18 protein-coding genes and 2 pseudogenes are annotated in these 19,683 nt (G+C 62.4%); 6 read left to right on the top strand and 14 right to left on the bottom strand.

All coding sequences use genetic code 11. The features are described from left to right. Positions 1-25 precede the first annotated feature (25 nt). The 5 genes from LB526_RS00715 (at position 26) to LB526_RS00735 (ending at position 7,418) form a co-directional block, all read left to right on the top strand. Positions 26-1,120 carry a BMP family ABC transporter substrate-binding protein gene (locus LB526_RS00715; protein ID WP_181174715.1) on the top strand — a complete coding sequence of 365 codons (1,095 nt, stop codon included), beginning with the start codon at positions 26-28 and terminating at the stop codon, positions 1,118-1,120. A 2-nt stretch (positions 1,121-1,122) separates the two neighbouring features. After that, the gene (locus LB526_RS00720; protein ID WP_224625923.1) at positions 1,123-2,643 is read left to right on the top strand and encodes an ABC transporter ATP-binding protein; all 1,521 of its coding nucleotides are present in this window, start codon (positions 1,123-1,125) and stop codon (positions 2,641-2,643) included. Then, positions 2,640-3,740, top strand: a complete 1,101-nt coding sequence (locus LB526_RS00725) for an ABC transporter permease (RefSeq protein ID WP_224625680.1) — start codon at positions 2,640-2,642, stop codon at positions 3,738-3,740. Before LB526_RS00720 ends, LB526_RS00725 begins: the two co-directional genes overlap by 4 nt. After that, complete coding sequence (locus LB526_RS00730) at positions 3,737-4,648, top strand: ABC transporter permease (RefSeq protein WP_224625681.1); 912 nt, start codon at positions 3,737-3,739, stop codon at positions 4,646-4,648. The genes LB526_RS00725 and LB526_RS00730 overlap by 4 nt, the downstream gene beginning before the upstream one ends. 469 nt (positions 4,649-5,117) lie before the next feature. Beyond that, entirely contained in the window at positions 5,118-7,418 is a 2,301-nt protein-coding gene (locus tag LB526_RS00735) for an FdhF/YdeP family oxidoreductase (RefSeq protein ID WP_224625682.1), read from the top strand. Between the two features lie 5 nt (positions 7,419-7,423). Here LB526_RS00735 and LB526_RS00740 read toward each other — a convergent pair. From LB526_RS00740 to LB526_RS00805, 14 genes and pseudogenes are all read right to left on the bottom strand, one after another. Next, positions 7,424-7,530: pseudogene (locus LB526_RS00740) on the bottom strand (cysteine hydrolase); the annotation flags it as partial. 14 nt (positions 7,531-7,544) lie between these two features. Further along, a complete protein-coding gene (locus tag LB526_RS00745) occupies positions 7,545-8,141 on the bottom strand; it encodes a heme-copper oxidase subunit III (protein ID WP_224625683.1) in 597 nt (198 codons plus the stop codon). Beyond that, positions 8,142-10,055: a cytochrome c oxidase subunit I gene (gene ctaD / locus LB526_RS00750; RefSeq protein ID WP_224625684.1), complete on the bottom strand. Its 1,914-nt coding sequence runs from the start codon at positions 10,053-10,055 to the stop codon at positions 8,142-8,144. Further along, positions 10,052-10,786, bottom strand: coding sequence for a cytochrome c oxidase subunit II (gene coxB, locus LB526_RS00755; protein WP_224625685.1), 735 nt, complete (start codon positions 10,784-10,786; stop codon positions 10,052-10,054). The genes ctaD and coxB overlap by 4 nt, the downstream gene beginning before the upstream one ends. Positions 10,787-11,263: 477 nt before the next feature. Continuing rightward, positions 11,264-12,340: a c-type cytochrome gene (locus tag LB526_RS00760; RefSeq protein WP_224625686.1), complete on the bottom strand. Its 1,077-nt coding sequence runs from the start codon at positions 12,338-12,340 to the stop codon at positions 11,264-11,266. An 83-nt stretch (positions 12,341-12,423) separates the two neighbouring features. Beyond that, positions 12,424-12,870 (bottom strand): c-type cytochrome, encoded by a 447-nt coding sequence (locus tag LB526_RS00765; RefSeq protein ID WP_224625687.1) that lies wholly within the window; start codon positions 12,868-12,870, stop codon positions 12,424-12,426. A gap of 250 nt (positions 12,871-13,120) precedes the next feature. Further along, positions 13,121-13,366, bottom strand: coding sequence for a hypothetical protein (locus LB526_RS00770; RefSeq protein WP_095768612.1), 246 nt, complete (start codon positions 13,364-13,366; stop codon positions 13,121-13,123). A 192-nt stretch (positions 13,367-13,558) separates the two neighbouring features. Next, positions 13,559-13,921 (bottom strand): hypothetical protein, encoded by a 363-nt coding sequence (locus tag LB526_RS00775; RefSeq protein ID WP_224625688.1) that lies wholly within the window; start codon positions 13,919-13,921, stop codon positions 13,559-13,561. A 2-nt stretch (positions 13,922-13,923) separates the two neighbouring features. Beyond that, positions 13,924-14,286 (bottom strand): hypothetical protein, encoded by a 363-nt coding sequence (locus LB526_RS00780; RefSeq protein WP_224625689.1) that lies wholly within the window; start codon positions 14,284-14,286, stop codon positions 13,924-13,926. After that, entirely contained in the window at positions 14,283-15,503 is a 1,221-nt protein-coding gene (locus LB526_RS00785; RefSeq protein WP_224625690.1) for an NRAMP family divalent metal transporter, read from the bottom strand. The genes LB526_RS00780 and LB526_RS00785 overlap by 4 nt, the downstream gene beginning before the upstream one ends. Then, positions 15,500-15,931 carry a hypothetical protein gene (locus tag LB526_RS00790; protein ID WP_141245390.1) on the bottom strand — a complete coding sequence of 144 codons (432 nt, stop codon included), beginning with the start codon at positions 15,929-15,931 and terminating at the stop codon, positions 15,500-15,502. Before LB526_RS00790 ends, LB526_RS00785 begins: the two co-directional genes overlap by 4 nt. Before the next feature lie 371 nt (positions 15,932-16,302). Further along, positions 16,303-16,635: pseudogene (locus LB526_RS00795) on the bottom strand (electron transfer flavoprotein subunit beta/FixA family protein); the annotation flags it as partial. A 55-nt stretch (positions 16,636-16,690) separates the two neighbouring features. Further along, positions 16,691-17,908 (bottom strand): NAD(P)/FAD-dependent oxidoreductase, encoded by a 1,218-nt coding sequence (locus tag LB526_RS00800; RefSeq protein ID WP_224625691.1) that lies wholly within the window; start codon positions 17,906-17,908, stop codon positions 16,691-16,693. Between the two features lie 8 nt (positions 17,909-17,916). Next, positions 17,917-18,681: an HpcH/HpaI aldolase family protein gene (locus LB526_RS00805; protein ID WP_224625693.1), complete on the bottom strand. Its 765-nt coding sequence runs from the start codon at positions 18,679-18,681 to the stop codon at positions 17,917-17,919. A gap of 110 nt (positions 18,682-18,791) precedes the next feature. On the opposite strand from LB526_RS00805, the gene LB526_RS00810 reads away from it, so the two are divergent. Next, a complete protein-coding gene (locus LB526_RS00810; protein WP_224625695.1) occupies positions 18,792-19,682 on the top strand; it encodes a 2-hydroxy-3-oxopropionate reductase in 891 nt (296 codons plus the stop codon). Position 19,683 lies beyond the last annotated feature (1 nt).

A 19,683-nucleotide genomic window follows, 5' to 3' on the forward strand; every position in this document is an offset into this window, starting at 1 on the left:
AACCAAAACAAGGGGAACCGACATGCTGACAAATCTTACCCGCAGAACATTGATGAAAGGCGCGGCCGCCTCTGGGCTCGTCGTGGCGGTGGGCGGCCGCGCGCTTGCCGCCGATGAACCTCTGGGCATCGTGCTCGTGGTCCCGTCGCCGGTCGGCGATGTCGGCTGGGGCCGTGCGCTCGCCGACGGGCTTGAGCCTGTGAAGGCAGCCTACGGCGACAAGGTGAAGGTGACCATCATCGAGAACATACAGGAAGGACCCGATGCCGACCGGATCATGAACAAGGCGGTCGCCGACGGGAACAAGTTCCTGGTCGCCGGCTCCTTCGGCTATCAGAACGGCGCCCTGCAGATCGCGCGCCGCAATCCCGATGTAACCGTGCTGCACGCTTCCGGTTTCCAGGTGGCGCCGAACTTCTCGCCCTTCGCGGCCCAATATTCCCAGGGTACCTACCTTATGGGCATGGCGGCAGCCGCGCTTTCGAAGACTGGCAAGCTCGGCTCGGTCTCTGCCTTCGCCATTCCCGAGCTGATCACCTCCATCAACGCTTTCACGCTGGGAGCGCAGGCGGTAAAGCCCGATGTAGAGGTTTCGGTCGTATGGGTGAACTCCTGGTTCGATCCGGCCAAGGAGCAGGAGGCCGCCAAGGCGCTGCTGGCGCAGAAATGCGACGTGATCTTCTCCAACGCGCAGGACACACCCTCCGTCGTCTCGGCCTGCGAGGAAGCCGGCATCCCCGCCTTCAACCTCAACTCGTCGATGAAGAAATACGCGCCCAAAACCTATCTCGGCTGCGTGGCGACCGACTGGTCACCCTTCTTCAAGGCCTCGGTCGATGCCCACATCGCCGGCACCTTCAAGGGCGCAAACGCTTTCCTGGGTGTCGGCGACAAGGTGGTCGAGGTCGTTGACTGGAACCCGGGTATCCCGGCCGACATGATGGCCAGGATAAAGGATGTTGAAGCCAAGATCGCCGACGGCAGCTTCTCGCCCTTTACCGGTCCGATCGTCAAGGCCGACGGCAGCGAGGGCGTGCCCGCCGGCAAGACGATGACCGGAGCCGAGATCGTTGCCATGGACTGGCACGTCAAGGGTGTCACCACGCCGCTGCCCAAGTGACCGTGACCGTCCCGCTCCTGTCGCTGCGCGGCATCTCCAAGAGCTACGGCCAGATCCATGCCAATCGAGACATCGATCTGGATGTGGCTCCACGCTCGATCCATGCGATCCTCGGGGAAAACGGAGCGGGCAAGTCGACGCTGATGAAGCTGATCTACGGCGTCGAGCAGCCGGACGCCGGAATGGCGACCTGGAAAGGAGACCCCCTGGCCCTCGCTTCCCCTGCGGATGCGAGGCGCAAGGGGATCGGCATGGTCTTCCAGCATTTCTCCCTGTTCGAGACGCTGACGGTGGTGGAGAACATCCGGCTGGTCGTGCCCAAGGGCAAATCGGACCTTGCCGAGCGCATTCGCATGCTCGGCCGCGATTTCGGACTAGAGGTCGATCCGCTTGCCCATGTGCACGCGCTCTCGGTGGGAGAACGGCAGCGGGTGGAGATCATTCGCTGCCTGATGACCGAACCCCAGCTCCTGATCCTCGACGAACCGACCTCCGTCCTGCCGCCGCAATCGGTGGACAAGCTGTTCGAGACTTTGCGGCGGCTGCGCGACGGCGGCGTTTCGATCCTGTTCATCTCGCACAAGCTGGAGGAGATCCGGGCGGTCTGCGATCGAGCGACCATCCTGCGCGGCGGGCGCGTCACCGGCCACGTGGACCCGCGCGACCATGACGCGCACGACCTCGCCCGCATGATGATCGGCCGCGACATGCCGCAGCCCATGCCGGCGTTGGCGCATTCCGGCGGCGAAAAGCGCCTCGAAATCGTGGGCCTGGACCATCAGCCCGATGATCCCTTCGCCGTGCCGCTTTGCGACGTCAATCTGACGGTGCGTGCCGGTGAGATCCTCGGCATAGCGGGCATATCGGGCAACGGGCAGAGCGAACTCGCGGCGCTGATCTCGGGCGAAACGGTGCTGCCGCGCCAAAAGTCCGATTGCATCTACATGATGGGAAAGGATGTCGGCGCGCTCGATACGGCCGCCCGCCGCCGACTGGGCTTCGCTTTCGTTCCGGAGGAACGGCTCGGCCGCGGCGCGGTGCCGGAAATGTCGCTCGTCCTCAACAGCCTTCTGACCGCCCATCCATTCGGCCTGCTGAAACGCGGCCTTGTCGACACAGCCCGGGCGAAGGCTTTCACCGAGGACTGCATCCGGCAATACGACGTGCGCACGCCCGGTTCCGAAGCGGAGGCTGGCGCGCTTTCGGGGGGCAATCTGCAAAAGTTCATCGTCGGCCGCGAGATCATGCTGTCCCCGAAATTGCTGTTCGTGGCGCAACCCACCTGGGGCGTGGACATCGGCGCGGCCTCCGCCATCCGCCGGCGCCTTGTCGCCCTGCGCAACGAAGGCATGGGCATCCTCGTCATCTCGGAGGAGCTGGAGGAACTGTTCGAACTCTGCGATTCGATCCAGGTGATCCATCAGGGCCGGCTGAGCCCGCCGCTGGTGACGCGCGATACCAGACCCGAGGAGATCGGCCGCTACATGATCGGCGCGCATTCGATGGCCAGGAAGGTCCCATGAGCGCTCTCTCCGGTCCGTTCCTTCCCCTTCTGGTTCGCCGGGAGCATGCCTCGCTTCCCGTCAAACTGATCGCCCCGCCGGTCGCGCTCGCCCTGGCGACGCTGCTTAATCTCGGCCTCTACCTCCTGATGGGCCGCGATCCGGTCGCTATTTTCCACGCGATGCTTCTGGAGCCGTTCCTGTCCTGGGCCTCGTTCTCGGAAGTTCTGCTGAAGACGGGGCCGCTCCTGCTGATCGCGCAGGGGCTTGCGATCGGCTTTCGCGCGAAGGTCTTCAACATCGGCGCCGAGGGCCAGTTCATCCTCGGCGCGATCTTCGCATCCGCCATTCCCGTCTGGTTCCCGCAGGCAACGGGCCAGTGGATCTGGCCATCGATGCTGGTCATCGGCGCGCTGGGCGGCGCGCTGTGGGCGTCGCTAACGGCTTTCTGGCGCGTGAAGCTCAACGCAAACGAGATTCTCGTGTCGCTCATGCTGGCGCTCGTTGCCGCGCAATTGCTCAATTATCTGCTTCTCGGCCCCTGGAAGGATCCGAATGGCTTCAACTTCCCGCAATCGGTGATGTTCCAGTACGACGCGATGGTGCCGATCCTGATCCCCGGCACCCGCGTCAACGTCTCGCTGCTTGTCGCCTGCGCCTTCTCCCTCGGCGCCTGGGTGTTCATGCAGAGGAGTTTCGCGGGGTACAAGCTGCAGGTCGGCGGCCTCGCGCCGCGCGCCGCCGGATACGCTGGCTTCAACGAAGGACGCGCGATCTGGCTTTCGCTCCTCGTCGGTGGCTTCGCGGCAGGCCTTGCCGGAGCGGCCGAGGTCGCCGGGCCGCTCGGACAGTTGCAGCGCTCCATCTCGACCGGCTACGGCTATGCCGCCATCATCGTCGCCTATCTCGGAGGCCTTCACCCGGTCGGTATCGTCTTTTCCGCGTTGCTCATGGCGGCCCTCTATATCGGTGGCGATAACGCCATGGTCTCGGCAAATCTGCCGGTCGCTGCGGTCAGGGTCTTCCAGGGCAGCCTGCTGCTTGCCTATCTTGTCGCCATCGCCTTCGTCCGCTATCGGCTCGAATGGCGCCATGCCGCCCACGCAAGCACGCCATGAACGCCGTGGAGTTCATCATCGCCGGGATGTTGGCGGCGGCTACGCCGTTCCTTCTGGCGGCGCTCGGCGAACTGGTGGCAGAGCGCGCCGGGGTCCTCAATCTCGGTGTGGAGGGCCTGATGGCCCTCGGCGCAGTCATTGCCTTCATCATCGTCTACCAAGGCGGCGGGCATCTCCTGGGTTTCCTCGCCGCTGGTCTCGCCAGCGCCGCTCTTTCCCTTGTCTTTGCGGTCGTGGCGCTGGGATTCCGGGCGAACCAGGTTGCGACGGGCCTTGCCATAGGCATCCTCGGCCAGGGCCTGTCGGCGCTGTTCGGCAAGAGTTTTGAGAGCCTCACGGTCAAAGGGCTTCCGAAGCTCTCATTGCCCTGGCTTTCAGATATCCCGGTCATCGGCGGCCTGTTCAGCCAAGACATTGTCGTGTGGCTTTCGCTTGCTGCGACCGTCGGCATTTGGGCGGTGTTTGCCTACACCAAGACCGGCCTCGTCATCCGCGCCGTCGGCGAGAATCCCAAGGCGGCCCGTGCGCTCGGCTATCCGGTAATCGCCGTGCGCTTCGCCGCGGTCGCTTTCGGCGGCGCGTTGGCGGGTTTTGCCGGTGCCTACGCGGCCGTGGTCTACACTCCGCTCTGGGCCGATGGCATGATCGCCGGGCGCGGCTGGATAGCGATCGCGCTCGTCGTCTTCGGCACTTGGCTTGCCAGCCGTATCTTCCTTGGTGCTTGCCTCTTCGGCGCCGTGTCCCTCGCAAGCCTCGCGGCCCAGACAACTGGGCTCGCCGTTTCCTCGCAACTTCTATCGAGCCTACCTTATCTCGTGACAATCGTCGTGCTGGGCATCATTTCTTCGAACCGGCGTCTGCTCAAGCTCAACGGCGTGGCTTCGCTGGGAGAGCCTTTCGAACCATAGTGTCGCTCGCCGCCCGGGCGCTATAACCCGACATCTGAGCTCAGGTCGCACCATACCCCTGGCGCATGAAGGGTTGACGAGTTTGAGAATGCCGAGCAGCTCGCCGCATAGCTCGGCATGGACCTCGCCGCGCTTGTCGCCGGGCGTGAGCACGATCTCTCCTATCAACGAGCGCAGCGCAGCGGCGGCCGGACGTCCACGGTTGCCCTGGGCAGCGCGAAGCTGATGATAGACGGGCACCACCTCAATCGTCCGCTCGGTTCAAGGCTGTCCGGCATCGCCCTTCGGCCCTCTTGGTGGAGATCGGCAGCGCCTCCTTGGACACAATTGAGCCATCCGACACGACCGTGCGCTACCGTTAGCGAGCCTGAGCACTGGCGGCCTACGATGAGTCACTGACGAGGCAAGCTGGAACAACTGAGGCCCGCTTTGGTTTTCTCTTTGCTTTCCTCTTTTTTGGACGACTCACATGGAACCTGCTGTCACCGATCGCGTCGAGATCAAGAAATACAATCATCCGACCGGCGGATGGGGCTCGCTCAAGTCTTTGATCCGCAACGCGCGGGACCAGGGGCTGCTGCTGTCCGACATATGGAGCACGTTGCTGAAGCAGAACAAGGCGGACGGCTACATGTGCGTCTCCTGCTCATGGGCGAAACCGGCCGAGCCGCGGCCTTTCGAGTTCTGCGAGAACGGCGCCAAGGCAACGATGTGGGAGCAGACCAGCAGGCGCTGCGAGCCGTCCTTCTTTGCCACCCATAGAGTGACCGAACTCCTGGATTGGCCGGATCACGATCTTGAGAAACAGGGACGCCTGACGGAGCCGATGCGCTATAATCGCGCCACCGACAGATACGAGCCTGTGGCGTGGCCGGACGCGTTCGGCGATATGGGCGCTCAGCTCAGGCGCCTCGACCCGAAGTCCGTGGTCTTCTACACGTCCGGACGCGCCTCGCTCGAGGCCTCGTTCATGTATCAGCTCTTCGCCCGCATCTACGGCTCTTCGAACCTGCCCGATTCCTCGAACATGTGTCACGAGTCGACGTCGGTCGGCCTACCGGAATCGATCGGCTCTCCTGTCGGCACGGTGCAATTGGAGGACTTCGCCAAATCCGACATGATGTTCTTCTTCGGCCACAATACCGGTGTCACCGCGCCGCGCCTGTTACACCCCATCGAGGACGCTCGCCAGCGCGGTGTCCCGGTGATCACCTTCAACCCTCTGCGGGAGCGGGGCTTGGTGAGATTCAAGAACCCGCAGAACCCGGTCGAGATGCTGTCGCCAGGCCCAGGGACGAAAATGTCGAGCGATTTCTTCCAGATCCGGGCGGGCGGGGATATTGCGGCCATGACCGGTATCGCCAAGGCTGTGCTGGCGCTCGATGACGCAGCCCGAGAGCGAGGCGGAAAACGCGTCCTCGATACCGCTTTCATCGAGGAGCATACATACGGCTTTGCCGACTTCGAAGCCTATCTGCGCGCGACCGATTGGGAAGACATCGTTCGACGTTCCGGCATCTCGCGGGCTGATCTCGAACATGTCGCTGAAGTATACAGTTCGGCCAATGCGGTCATCGGCAATTACGGCATGGGGCTCACTCAGCATCGCCACGGTACCGAGAATGTGCAGATGCTGTGCAACCTGCTGCTCATGCGCGGCAATATCGGCAAGCCCGGAGCCGGCATATCGCCGTTGCGCGGACATTCCAACGTGCAGGGACAGCGAACGGTCGGCATTTCCGAAAAGCCGGAGCTCGTCCCGCTCGATAAATTTCGCGACTTCTACGGCTTCGAGCCGCCGCGGGATAAGGGGCTCGATACCGTCGAGACGTGCGAGGGCGTGATCGACGGGCGGGTTCGCGGTTTCGTCGGACTCGGCGGTAATTTCGTGCGGGCCGTTCCGGAAACCGGACTGGTCGAGAAGGCCTGGCGGAACCTCGACCTGCACGTCGAGATCGCGACCAAGCTCAACCGCAGCCATTTGATCGCCGGGAAAGTCACGTATCTGCTGCCATGCCTGTCTCGGCTGGAGAAGGACATTCAGGCCAGCGGGCCGCAATGGGTCTCGATGGAGGATTCGACCGCCTGCATTCACGGTTCCTTCGGGTCGCGGCCAAAACCGAGCGAGCATCTCATGTCCGAGCCGAGCATTGTGGCGGAACTCGCCAAGGCGACCGTCGCCGGCATGAGTTCGATTCCCTGGGACGACTGGGTCGCTGACTATTCCCGCATCCGCGACGAGATCGAGCGCTGTTTCCCGGCACATTTCAAGGATTTCAGCAAACGCTTCCTCACGCCAGGTGGATTCCATCGCGACATCAAGGCGTCGAAGCGCGTCTGGGAAACGCCGAACAAAAAGGCGAATTTCAAGCTGCCCACCACGCTGGAAACCGACCCCGACATCGATGTGTCGGGCGAGGACGTACTGACGCTGATCACAGTACGGTCGAACGACCAGTTCAACACGACCGTGTATGGTTATCGCGATCGGTTGCGCGGCATCATCGGAACGCGAATGGTCTTGCTGATGAACGAGGAAGACATCCGACGGATGGGGCTCAGCGCCGGGCAGGAAGTCGCTCTCGAGGCGCATGCCGATGACGGTGTCGAGCGGCGGGTGGGAGGCCTGCGGATCACGCCTTACTCCATACCAAGCGGCAACTGCGCCGGCTATTATCCCGAACTCAATCCTTTGATTCCGCTGTGGCACAGGGCTCATAAAGCGCACGTCCCGGCGGCGAAGTCGGTGCCGGTGAGGATCGTCGCATAGCTTGAGGTCCAGGCCGAGAGAATCGTCTTCATGTCGACGGTCTCGACTTGTTGCGCGAAGCGCTGGGGGTAGACGGTCATCAGGCGTCGTGCGTGGCGTCGGAGGAACTGCGCGATCCCGGCCGTATCACAACCTCGGCAGCCAATAGAGCACGGCGTAGAGGGGCAGCCATGAGAGCACGACGAAATACCAGTAGAAAGCATTGTCCTCGGCATCGCTGAAGCGTTTGCCCGTTCCATGCCGCGTGAACATCAGCACCGTCAGGACCAGCGTGTCGGCGACGTCTGTCAGCACATGCACGCCATGCAGGCCGAGAAGGAGCCAGACAAAGGAGCCATAGGCATTGTCGCTCCAGCGTACCGGCAAGGCCGAGAATTCCATGATGCGCAGCCCGATAAGCACCAGCCCGATCGCGCTCATGATCAGCAGCAGCAGACGGACCGAGCGCAAGCTCTCCCGCATCGCTGCTCGCTTGATCAGGAAATTCGGCAGTGCGCTGACGACAAGGACGAGCGTGAAGAGCGCCGACCAGAGCAGGCTCAAAGGGACCGCGTCCTTCGCCCACTCCTTATTGGTGACGGCCAGGTAGAGATAGCCGCCGATGCCGAGGGCGAAGCCAGTTCCCTCCAGCAGGCAGAACGAGAAGGTCCCCCACCAGGGGGTGACACGCGAACCGAAGGCATAGGTCGGCAAACCCGAGACATCGATGACGCTGCGGGCCATCTAGACATTCTCCTCGATGGTTTTCGGCCAGAACCAGGCGACCAGCACGATGGCGACGACGGGCGAACCCCAAGTAACCGCCCAGGGCGTGTAGATCGAGCCGATGAACGCGACGGCTGTGGCAAACGCCGCCAGAAAGGGCCAGATCGAGGGCGCCGGCGATTCCTCGCGAATGTCAGGCCGAGCCTCCGTGACGCTCGTCACGAGCAGTTCGCGCTCATCAACCTTGAGGCCGCCGACCACCGCCTTGTCGTCGCCCTGATCCCATAGCGGCGAGCCGCTTGTGACGCAGGGAATGCGATCGAAGTTCTGCGGCTGGGGCGGCGAGCTGGTCGCCCACTCCAACGTGTCGGCGCCCCAAGGATTGTCGCCGGCAAGGGCGCCCGAGCGGGCGCTGGCAATCATGTTGTAGAGCATGAGTAGAAAGCTTGCGAAGAACAGCAGCGCGCCGGCGCTGGCGAGCAGGTTGAGCCCGCCCCAGCCCATCTCCGCAGGGTAAGTGTAGACCCTGCGCGGCATGCCATGCAGGCCGAGCAGGTGCATCGGAAAAAACGTGACGTTGAAACCAGTGAAGGCGAGGACGAACTGCCATTTGCCAAGCCGCTCATCCATGAGCCGGCCCGTCACTTTCGGGAACCAGTAGTAGACGGCCGCGACAAGCGGAAAGACGGTGCCGCCTATAAGCACGTAATGGAAATGAGCGACGACGAAATAGGTGTCGTGCACCTGCGTATCGATTGGCACCGACGCCAGCATCACGCCGGAGAGCCCGCCGGCGACAAAGATGAAGAAGAAACCGAGCACGAAGATCAACGGCGTCTTGAGCACCGGCTTGCCGTCCCACAGCGTCGCGATCCAGCAGAATATCTGGACCCCGTTTGGAATGGCTATAGCCATGCTGGAGGCGGTGAAGAATGCGGCGCCGACTTCAGGCAGGCCCGTCACGAACATGTGGTGAACCCACAAGCCAAAGGACAAAAAGCCGATCGCGATCAGCGACAGCACCATCGGCAAATAGCCGAAGACCGGCCGCCGGGAGAATGTCGCCACGATCGCCGACACGAAAGCGGTTCCAGGCAGGAAGATGATGTAGACTTCGGGGTGACCAAAGAACCAGAAAAGGTGCTGCCAAAGCAGCGGATCGCCGCCCGCGTCCGGATTGAAAAACTGCGTGCCGACCAGCCGCTCCATGATCAGCATAGACGAGGCGAGCATGATCGCCGGCATGGCGAAGATGATGATGAAGGAATGGACGAGCATCGTCCATACGAAGAGTGGAATGCGGTCAAGCGTCATGCCCGGCGCGCGCTGCTTCAGGACTGTGACGACGATCTCCACCGAGACTGCGAGCGCTGCGACTTCGGTAAAAGTGATCATCTGCGCCCAATAGTCCGGCCCCTTGCCTGGAGTGAAATTCAGATTTGCGAGGGGCACGTAGGAGAACCACCCGACATCAGGGCGGATGCTCAACGCGAAGCCGCCCCACAACATCAGGCCGCCGAACAGATAGACATAGTAGGAGAAGGCATTGAGGCGCGGAAAGGCGATGTTGCGGGTACCGACCATGAGCGGCACCAGATAGACGGCGAACGCCTCGCCGACCGGCACCCCGAACAGGAACATCATCGTTGTGCCATGCATGGTGAAAAGCTGGTTGTAGAGCTCGGCGTCGACGAGGTGGCTGTCCGGCCGTGCGAGCTGCAGCCGCATGATGATCGCCATGATGCCGCCGGCCAACAGGAAGACGAAGGCGGTGACGGCATAGCGGATGCCGATGATCTTGTGATCGACTGTCGAAAGAATGCCTATCAGACCATGCGCCGTGCCCCAGGTCTTGCTCAGCCTCGCGCGCAGTTCCTCGTCATCCAGATCGGTGTCACGGGTCTCGTGGCGTTCTTCGACCGCCTGGCTCATCGCGAATGCTCCGAAAGGGCGGGGGATGGAGACGATCCAGCGGAAGCAAAGACATTTTGTTGCTTCGTAAGATGAGCCATCGGCCTTGCCGGCGCGGCCTGTTTTGCGCGCCAACGTTCGAATTCGCTCGGCTCCAGTGCCACCACGAAGATCGCCATATGCGCATGCTGCTGACCGCAGAATTCGGCACACTGGCCGCGGTACACGCCGGGCTTATCCGCTTGGATGCGGAGTTCATTGCTTTTGCCTGGAATGAGATCGAGCTTGCCGGCTAAGCTCGGGATCCAGAACGAGTGGACCACATCACCCGTTGTGAGCTTGATGTCGACCGCGCTGCCTACCGGAATGCGAATCTCGTTCGCCGTTTCGAAACCGTTGTTTCCTTCGTAGCGGACCTGCCACCACCATTGGTGCCCTATGACGGATATTGTTACGGCCGCCCCGGCCCCGTCTCCGTAAACCGCCCTTTGTCCGTCGAAGCTGAGCACGGCCAGGCCGGAGAGAATGATGACAGTCGATGTCAGCATCGCAGCAAAGGCGATACCCATCGGCCGTTTGACGGCGGGACGCGCTTGCGCCGGTTCGCCGCGACTGTCTCGCCGGCGTGTCAGCGCGAAGAACAACCCGGCCATGGTGACCAGCCAGACAAGTCCGAGCACGGCCGTGAATATCCAGAACAGAACAGCCAGAGCGTCGGCCTGCTCGCCGTGCGGATTGAGGGCCGACTGCACACCGGTGCAGCCAGAGGCGAGAGCGCCGGCTGCAGCCGGAAGGCTGGCCAACGCCCGCCAATTGGGGGCTCTCCGAAACAGACGAAACACAAGATCCGGAACTCGCCGGTGCCGTTCCGTGTTGTGGGCTTCGTAGGGTGCCGAAGAGGCTGAGCCGTGAGTCTGAAACGCGATATCAGGATTTTCCGCGAACACGGGTTCTACGTTGCGACACTCCTCGCCTTCTGCCTGATCGGCGGCGTTCTTCTGTTCTGCGGCATCTACGCGCCATAGCTGCGACAGGAGGCCGGGACAGGCTGCAGTCCCGAAATTCCATGTCTCGTAAGGCCGCCGGAAGTGCATTCAGCCTGGTTCACCCGCAAAGGATGCTTCAGCCGGCTGTCTGCTCAGGCCGTCTGTGCGGAGTTGGAACTGGCAGGATGGGATAAAGTTCCTTGAACCGATTTCGAGGCGCCTTGTACAGCAGGCGCATTGTGCTCACCGAGGACCTTCAGCACGTCTGGAAAAATAGGCCGATACCGCCCGTATATCGTCGTCCGTGAGGCGTTGGGCTGCGGTAGCCATGATATGCCAGAACGGCGTGCCGCCTCGGTCTTCGGACCGGAACAGCTTCAGCTGCCGCTCCAGGTAAGCAGCACGCTGACCGTCGAGGCGCGGATAGATCGGATTTTTGTCGGAGCCGAGATGGCAGCCGGAACAGGCAGGCACGTTCCGCTCCGGAATTCCGGCCTCAGCGATTTGCTGTCCCTTGTTGATCACCTCCGCCGAAACTTGATCGCGGTCCGCTGATACCGACGGCTGCGCCGCGAAATACCGGGCAAGCGCAGCCAGATCGGCGGGGTCGACGCCAGTCACCGGCAGAGCCATGAAGCCGCTCGTGCGATCGCCATTGGCATAGGCTTGAAGGCTGGCGAGCAGGTAAGCTTCTTTCTGCCCGGCCAGCACGGGCACGGCGTCACCCCTGCCCTCGCCGTCGCCTCCGTGGCAGCGCATGCAGTCGGAGAGAACATCCGGGGTGGCGGGTTGCCGATCGCTGCTGGTAGCATCGCTGCCATTGAAGGCAAGCGCTCGAAATTCATTCGGATTGAGCTTTGGAAGTTCCCGCAGGAAAGCAACCATTGCCCAGACCTCGTCATCGCGGTCGCGGGCCGGCCAGGCGGGCATGCCGGTGAACCGTATTCCATGCTTGACGATCCGAAAAAGCTGGGCGTCGGTCCAATCTCCGACCGTGAGCGCGAGATCCGGCGGTTGCGGAAGCATCCGCAGCACCGCCGGCGAGCGGAGCTCGCCAGGCGCGCCGTGGCAGATCGCGCAGCCTCGCGCGAAATGTCCGGCTGCCGCCGGGAGCCCCCGCCGGTCGAGCGTTTTCGGCGCGTCCACGGCCAATGCATAGGTGCGTACGGCCGAGCGCATGGCGAGCTGAAGGAACCAGGCCGTCACCTTCCAATGGCCGCTGCTGGCGCCGACGTTGAAAAAGCCGATCCATGCCCCAAGCAACAGGACGACAGGCAAACCGATGGCGCCGAATACGACATGCTTCACGCGGATCATCATCGGCTGGTTCGCCACGCGAACGGCGTCTTCTTCGGCAGTAGCATTGGACGACGCTGTCCCGAATTCGGTACGAGAACCAGGCGTCATTGCAAGGCTTTCAAATATCGCGCGATCGTCTGGATTTCGGTTTGCGGCAGCATGTTGAACGCCGGCATTTTCACGCCTGGCTTGAACAGATCAGGGCGAGCGACAAAACGTGCAATGGCTTCCTCGGTGTTAGGCAGGACCCCGGCGCCAATCGCTGATCGCGATCCGACATAGGAAAGGTCCGGGCCAATCGTCCCGCGGGCCTCGGTGCCTCTTATGGTATGGCATGCACCACAACCGTTGCTCAGGAACAGCGACAGTCCGATGCCCGGCGGGTCCTGGGACGCGGTTGGGTTCGAGGATTGCGGCGCAGCCGAAGTCGCGGGCTCGATCGGAGGTTCGACGACCTTCGCTTGTCGACGCCCGGCTTCCTCGGCTGCGACCCAGCTGCTGGCAAGAAACCAAAATGCGAAGCCTACCAGAAGGCCGGCGTTTGCTGACATGACAACCGCTCCCGCGCTTTAACTTTGCAGGATGGGCGAGGTTCCATTCCCGCGGGCGCCGGGGCTGCGGTCTTTTGGTGGCCAACCGCTAGCGAAGGCGGTGGTTCAGCCTGGAGACCTTTTCCAGTCGAACACGTCGAAGCCGATCACAGTTATTCGTCGAGAATCCGGGCAAGTTGCGCAAAAGACAGATTATCGAGAAGGCACCGATTGCGGCCGGGAGGCCCTGGGGTTGCCGCGGAGCGCGGTCCTACTTGGAACCTCGATTCTTGTTATGGGCACTTTCTTGATTTTTGCCGCGAAGGATATTGCGATCGTCTGGATCGACCAGGTCAGGCGTATCGCCCCTGAGGCTCGACCCCTTCCGCCGTGCCTCGCGCTCCGCCGCCGACCGCTTCAGCTCCGCTTTGGCCTCGAATTCCTTGGGCGCGTTCTTCGTATTCTCACGCTTCTCGATGACACGTATCTGCTGATCGTGGGTGGTGCGTCCAGTCATTGCTCGCTCCTGTCTTTTTGACGGTAACGGCAGTTGGACTCGATCGTTCCGCATACGAGGAGTTTCCTTGGGCATAAATGCAATATGGCAAGAGTAGCGGCCTTGCTGTCGGCAAGTCCGGGCTCATCTGGACAGACGGCGCGCCCGCGGGTCGGTGCAAAGCGTCTCGGACGACATCGGAAGACCGCTGCCTCAACTGTCGCGCTGATGGAGGGGAGCGGGACTTGTCCGAGAATTGCCAATATCTTCGAATCCCGAAAGCTCGTTATCCGAGCAGAGCAGCCGCGGGTGCGCCGGATCGGTAATGTCGAGCTTGTCCCAAGGTATGCGATAGAGGCCCGACCTGCGACGCAGCTTGAAAAAATCGAGCAATGCGGTGCCGACGGTCGACGCGGACAGACGTTCGAACGCCGCGAAGATGCCGATATGGAATTCAGTGACGACGAGATCGTCACCATCCTGCTCGGCGATGATCTCCTCGATGTAGCCGATACTCTTGCCGCTTTCTGAGCACACGCGCCGACCGGCCAGATGCTCGAGATTTACATTCGTCATCGTCAGGCTCCCGGGATCCGGCCGACGACGTGATCGCGCAACCAGTGCTGCCAGGCAAAGATCTTCGTCCTGCGAACGTCGATATCGAATTCGATGTGGACGCCGATGTCGCGTACCTTGTTCCATGCGATCCGATGCGGCCTTGCCTGGCGCTTGCCGCCAAGCTTTGCCGCGAGGCGCGCCGTCCACCGCCCTGGCTGCGCGCCAAGCCGGCGCGCCAATGCGATCGAGCCAAGTTCGACGGCAACGAGCCTGGGCGGCTTGCCTTGCCTCAGCTCGGCAACCAAACCGTCAACCTTGCCGATCTTGACCTGCTCGCGGTCGACGACCTGCTTGTCCAATATATCGCGCAGCAGCTGCATCATGTGCCTCCGAATATCTGCAGCGGAATGGTCACCACCGCCAGCACGAAGCCGAGCGCGATGACGAAGATCACGGCCGCGTTCGAAATGACACCGTTGCGATGCTTGCCGACATAGCGGTCGTCGTTCAGCAGGAAAAGGAACGGCACGACCGTCAGCGGCAGGCTGGCCGCGGTCAGCGCCATCGAGAAGATGGTGAGCTTCAACGGGTCCAGACCGAGCGCTATCGGGACGGCGGCGAGGAAGAGCGTCAATGTGTAGACGAGGCTGAATCCGGGATCATCGCGCGGCTTCAGATCCTCACCCCATGTCCAGCCGAATCCCTGCGCGACGAGATAGGCCTGCTGCAGCGCCACTTCGAGAGCGGCTCCGAAACAGGCAATGCCTAGCGAAGCAACGAAAAGGACGAAGCCCCAGAAGCCGAAGATCGGGATCAGCATCAGCGGAAGCTGGTTATAGTCATCCACCTGGTTCACGCCATGAGCGCCCAGCACGAGCGCGGCCACGATGAGCACGCCCACGGAGATCGTGCCACCGAAGCTCATGCCGAGGCCGGCAATCGCTCGATTGGTGCCGAGGTAACTCTTGTCCCATTGGTCCTCGATCGCGCCCGACGAATAGAACATGAAAAGGTAAGGCGAGATCGATGCGCCGAGAATGCTGACGGCCATGAACCAGTAGGTCGCCGTGTCGTGCTGCGGCAGGCTGGGCACGGCCCCGACCGCCACCTCTTTCCATTCAGGGCGCAGCATCAAGGCCGCGACGACGAAACAGAGGGTGACGAGGCCAAGCATCGACACCCCTTTCTCGATGAGGCCGAACGTGCCCTTCCACAGCAGCAGCCACGCCAGGAAAGCGACCGGCAAGGCCCACCACTGGAAGCTGATCCCCGTGGCAAGCTCGGCAGCGACGGCAACACCGCCTATCTCGGCGGAAAGCACCAGGAAGTTGACCAGCAAGACTGCAAGCAGCGGCCAGATGAACGCATTGAAGCCGAACCTCTCGCGGATGCCGTCAGCGATGGTGTGATGGCTGACCGCGGCGAAGCGGCCGGCCATCTCGACCAGGAAGATGATGCAGATGGTACCGAGCACCACCGCCCAGATGAGCTGGTAGCCGAACAATGCACCGGCCTGCGCCGCCGTCGCCATCGAGCCGACCTCCAGGAAGCCGCCGACGCTGGTCACGACACCGAGTGAAATTTCAAGCAGCTTCTTCATTGCTGCTGCGCAAAATACTGGCGATAGGCCGCGGCGAGATCCGCTTGCGCGGCGCGAAGATCCTGCCGCGCCTGTCTGGCCTGGATCTGCTGTTCAGCCTTAACGGCGCGCTCGGCCGCGGCTGCTGCGATCGTCACCCGGCCGACCGCCGACTTCAGCGCGTCCCGCCTTGCGATATCGGATGAGGGGGCCGATTGAACTTGCCGGTCGGCGTCACCAAGCGTGCCGGCAAAGGATTGCAGGGCCGCAGATGCATAGTGCGGCGGTGCGGCGCCCGAAAGCCAGGCATCGATCACCAATACCGCCGCCTCCGCCGTCGAGGCGGCAAGCTTCGATTGCTGTTCGACGGTTTCAGATGAGGAGCAGGAGGCCAGCGCCAGTGCAAGCACCGGCAGTAAAAGCAGACTCCGCCAGGCAATGCTGCTCAATTGCTTCCTCTCGCTGCTTCTTCAAACATGAAGATAAGGCAGCATCGATCGGAAGGTTCCACTCACTTGGACGGCAGAGTCCGTTGGCGCAGTTCCGGCAACTTCGTCTACGAATGAGTTGCTCAACTTCGCTTCGAAAAGCTGCAGTCATCGACCTGCCAGCTCGAGCGCTGGCGAAGACCTTTTCTCATGCAGCGAGACGGCTTGAGGACACGATGGGGTGGCTCGACTTTGACAGTGCGACGCAACAGAAGAATGCATGATCGATCGAACGATTTCTAAGCCTGAAGGTCGACCCAGAGTACCCTCTGACCTGACGCGACACACCGATGGAACATCTCGACGCAGATCGGCTCCGCGCTGTCATTGAAGCCATTTTTCGAGCTGTTCGACGCTCTTTGGAGCCAATTGGCGACGCCCAGCGGCTCGGTCTGCTCGTCGGTCTTGACCAGGATGGCACGGTCGGCGCCCATGGCGAGCGCGGTGCGCAGCGTCTCCTGCGCCTGCTGCGGGCCGATCGAGACGACGATGATCTCTTCAGCCTTGCCGGCTTCCTTGATGCGGATGGCTTCTTCGATCGCGATCTCGTCAAACGGGTTCATCGCCATCTTGACGTTGGCAAGCTCGACGCCCAGTCCGTCGGCTTTCACCCGGACCTTGACGTTGGCGTCCACAACCCGCTTCACGGGCACAAGGATCTTCATTTCCGTTTTCCCTGAAATCAAATTGGGAGCGCCGGTCGGCTCAGTTTGACACGGCTCAAATCACCGCTTCTTCGAGAAACGGTTCATTCCGCGGTATGCGCTCGTAGCTGAACGGCGACAGGTCGAGCGTCTGAAAAGCCCCGTGGACAATCAGCTCCGAGACCGCCCGGCCGACGGCAGGCGACTGCTGCAGGCCATGGCCGGAGAAACCGTTGGCGAACATGAAGTTGGTCACCTCCGGGTGGAAGCCGACGATACCGTTGTGGTCGAGCATGTTGTATTCGTAATGGCCGGTCCAACTGGTCTGCACCTTCAATGCGTCGAAAGCTGGAATGCGGTGCCAGAGCGCCGGCCAGATGTAGTCGTCGAACTCTTCAAAATGCATCTCGAAGTCGTCATAGTCGGCCGGCCCGTCGCCCTGCGGCGTGTTGCCGGTGAGGAAGAGCTCGCCTTCGGGGCGTACGAATGTGCCGGAAAGATCGATGACATTGGGCATCCGCCCGGGGATGGGATTGGCACTGGCGAAAACGAAGCTGTAGCGCTTGTAGGGCGCGACCGGGATGGAAAGGCCGGCCATGGCGGCGACCTGCTGTGCGCGTGGACCGGCGGCGTTGACTAGGGTTCCGCAACGAACCGTCTGGCCGGTCGAGAGACGGGCCGAGACGACCCGGCCTTCGGAAACATCCAAATCCGTCACGGCGTTGTCGATATATTCGACGCCGCTGGCTCGCGCCGCGCGGCGGAACCCATTGAGCAAGCCCATGGAGTCGAACCAGCCCTCTTCGCGCGAACCCCACGAACCGCCGCCGAGGTCGTCGACATTCAGCCAGGGAAAACGTTCTTTCAACGCGCCCGGTCCGAGGAAGACGGTGTGGGCGCCGAGGCTGCGCTGCAGCTCAACCCGCTCACGCGCTGCGTTCACGCCCTCGGGCGAGCAGCAGTAGAGATATCCATGTTCCTTGAAGCCGAGATCAGGCGCGGGCTCATTGGTGTAGAACGGCGCCATCCGCTCCTGAAAACCGCGGATGATCTCGATGCCGAACTGGCTGATCTTCACATTGATCGGGTTGGAATATTGCTGGCGGATTGCGCTGGTGGAGAGCGCCGTCGAGGAGAACTCGTAGCTTGAGTCGCGTTCGACCACGAGGATCGACGCGCCGCTGCCCAGCGCCTGGCTCAGCCAGTAAGCGGTCGACGAACCGATCACCGCGCCACCGACGATGACGATGTCGTAGGCGTCCCGGGAAGGCGCCTTGTAAGGAGGAATTGCCATGGCTTTTCCTACTGCCTGAACGAAGCGATCAGGGCATCCGAGCCCCGCGCCAGCAAACCGAGATCCGAGCCCACCGCAATCATGGTGAAGCCGTCGGCGACATAGCGGTCGGCGTCGGCCTTGACCGGCGCCAGGATGCCGCTGGCCTTGCCAGCGGCGGCCGCGGCCTTGCGCACCGAAGCGATCGCCTCCTGCACATGTGCAGCGCCTGGATTGCCCATCGCGCCCATATTGGTGGAGAGATCGCCGGGGCCGACGAAGAGCACATCGACGCCCGCGACAGCGGCGATCTCGCCCGCATTGGTGACGCCCGATTCGTCCTCGATCTGGACGGCCAGCAGCTGCTGCTCGCGTGCCTTGGCGTGGTAGCTGGCGATGCGGCCAAACGCGTTGGCACGATGACCGACGGAAAAGCCGCGGAAGCCGCCTGGCGCATAGGTCATGGCTGCGACGATTGCGCGTGCCTGCTCCGCCGTGCGCACATTTGGAATCATCAAGCTGCGGGCGCCGACATCCAAAGCCTGCTTCATGAGGTTGGCATCGTCGGACGGCAGGCGCACCACTGCCTCACAAGGAAACGCTGCCGCGACCTGCAGCTGCGCCATGATGCTGCGCAGATCGTTCGGGCTGTGTTCGCCGTCGATCAGCAGCCAGCCCGTCCCGGAGCCGGCGACGACCTCGGTGGTCAGCGCCGAAGCCAGCGAGCACCAGATACCGATGTGGGGTTTGCCCGCCTGCACGGCAGCCTTTAGCGAATTGACACGCTCCTGCATTTTGCGATCGGTCTCCAATGAGAAAAAAGGTGCATTGAAATTTGTATGATGTCCTATATCATATGGCAAGCTTGGCCTGCAAGATGGCTCTGGCCGCAACGGAGTTGCAAATGAAGATTGGCTTTATCGGACTGGGCGTCATGGGGGCGCCGATGGCAAGGCATCTCGCCGACGCGGGGTATGAGGTCCTCACGGTGCTCAACCGCTCGCCTCTGCCTGCAGATCTGCGAGCATCGGTCGTCGCCTCCGCCGCTGAGGTGGCGCGGACCGCGGAGATCGTCATCACGATGCTGCCCGACACGCCTGACGTGGAGCGCGTCCTGTTTGGCCAGAGCGGCGTGCTTGAAGGGATATCCGCCGGCAAGCTGGTGATCGACATGAGCTCGATCAGCCCGATCGCCACCGCCCAATTTGCGGCGAAAATCAGGGAAGCGGGGGGCGGCTATCTCGACGCGCCGGTCTCCGGCGGCGAGGTCGGCGCCAAGGCGGCCACACTTACCATCATGGTCGGTGGTCCGGCTGCCGAGTTCGAGCGCGCGCTGCCGATCTTTGAGAAGCTCGGCAACAACATCACGCTGATCGGCGAAAAGAACGGCGCCGGCCAGACCTGCAAGATCGCGAACCAGATCATCGTCGCGCTCAACATCGAGGCGGTTGCCGAAGCGCTGGTCTTTGCCGGCAAGGCCGGCTGCGATCCGGCGAAGGTGCGTACTGCCCTGATGGGCGGCTTCGCCTCATCGCGCGTGCTTGAAGTGCATGGCGAGCGCATGATCGCCCGCGCCTTCGCCCCGGGTTTCCGCATCCGGCTGCACCAGAAGGATCTCGGTCTTGCGCTCGAAAGTGCTCGCGCGCTTGGCGTTGCATTGCCGGGCACGGCAACGGCGCAGCAGCTGATGAATGCCTGCTCAGCGCGAACCGCCGGCGCGGACGCCGACCATTCGTCACTCGTGCGGGCGCTCGAAATCCTGAGTGATCACGAACTGTCAAACGGAAAGGAATAAC

It is taken from the genome of Mesorhizobium sp. CA6 (assembly GCF_020165035.1).
Classification (GTDB): Bacteria; Pseudomonadota; Alphaproteobacteria; order Rhizobiales; family Rhizobiaceae; genus Mesorhizobium.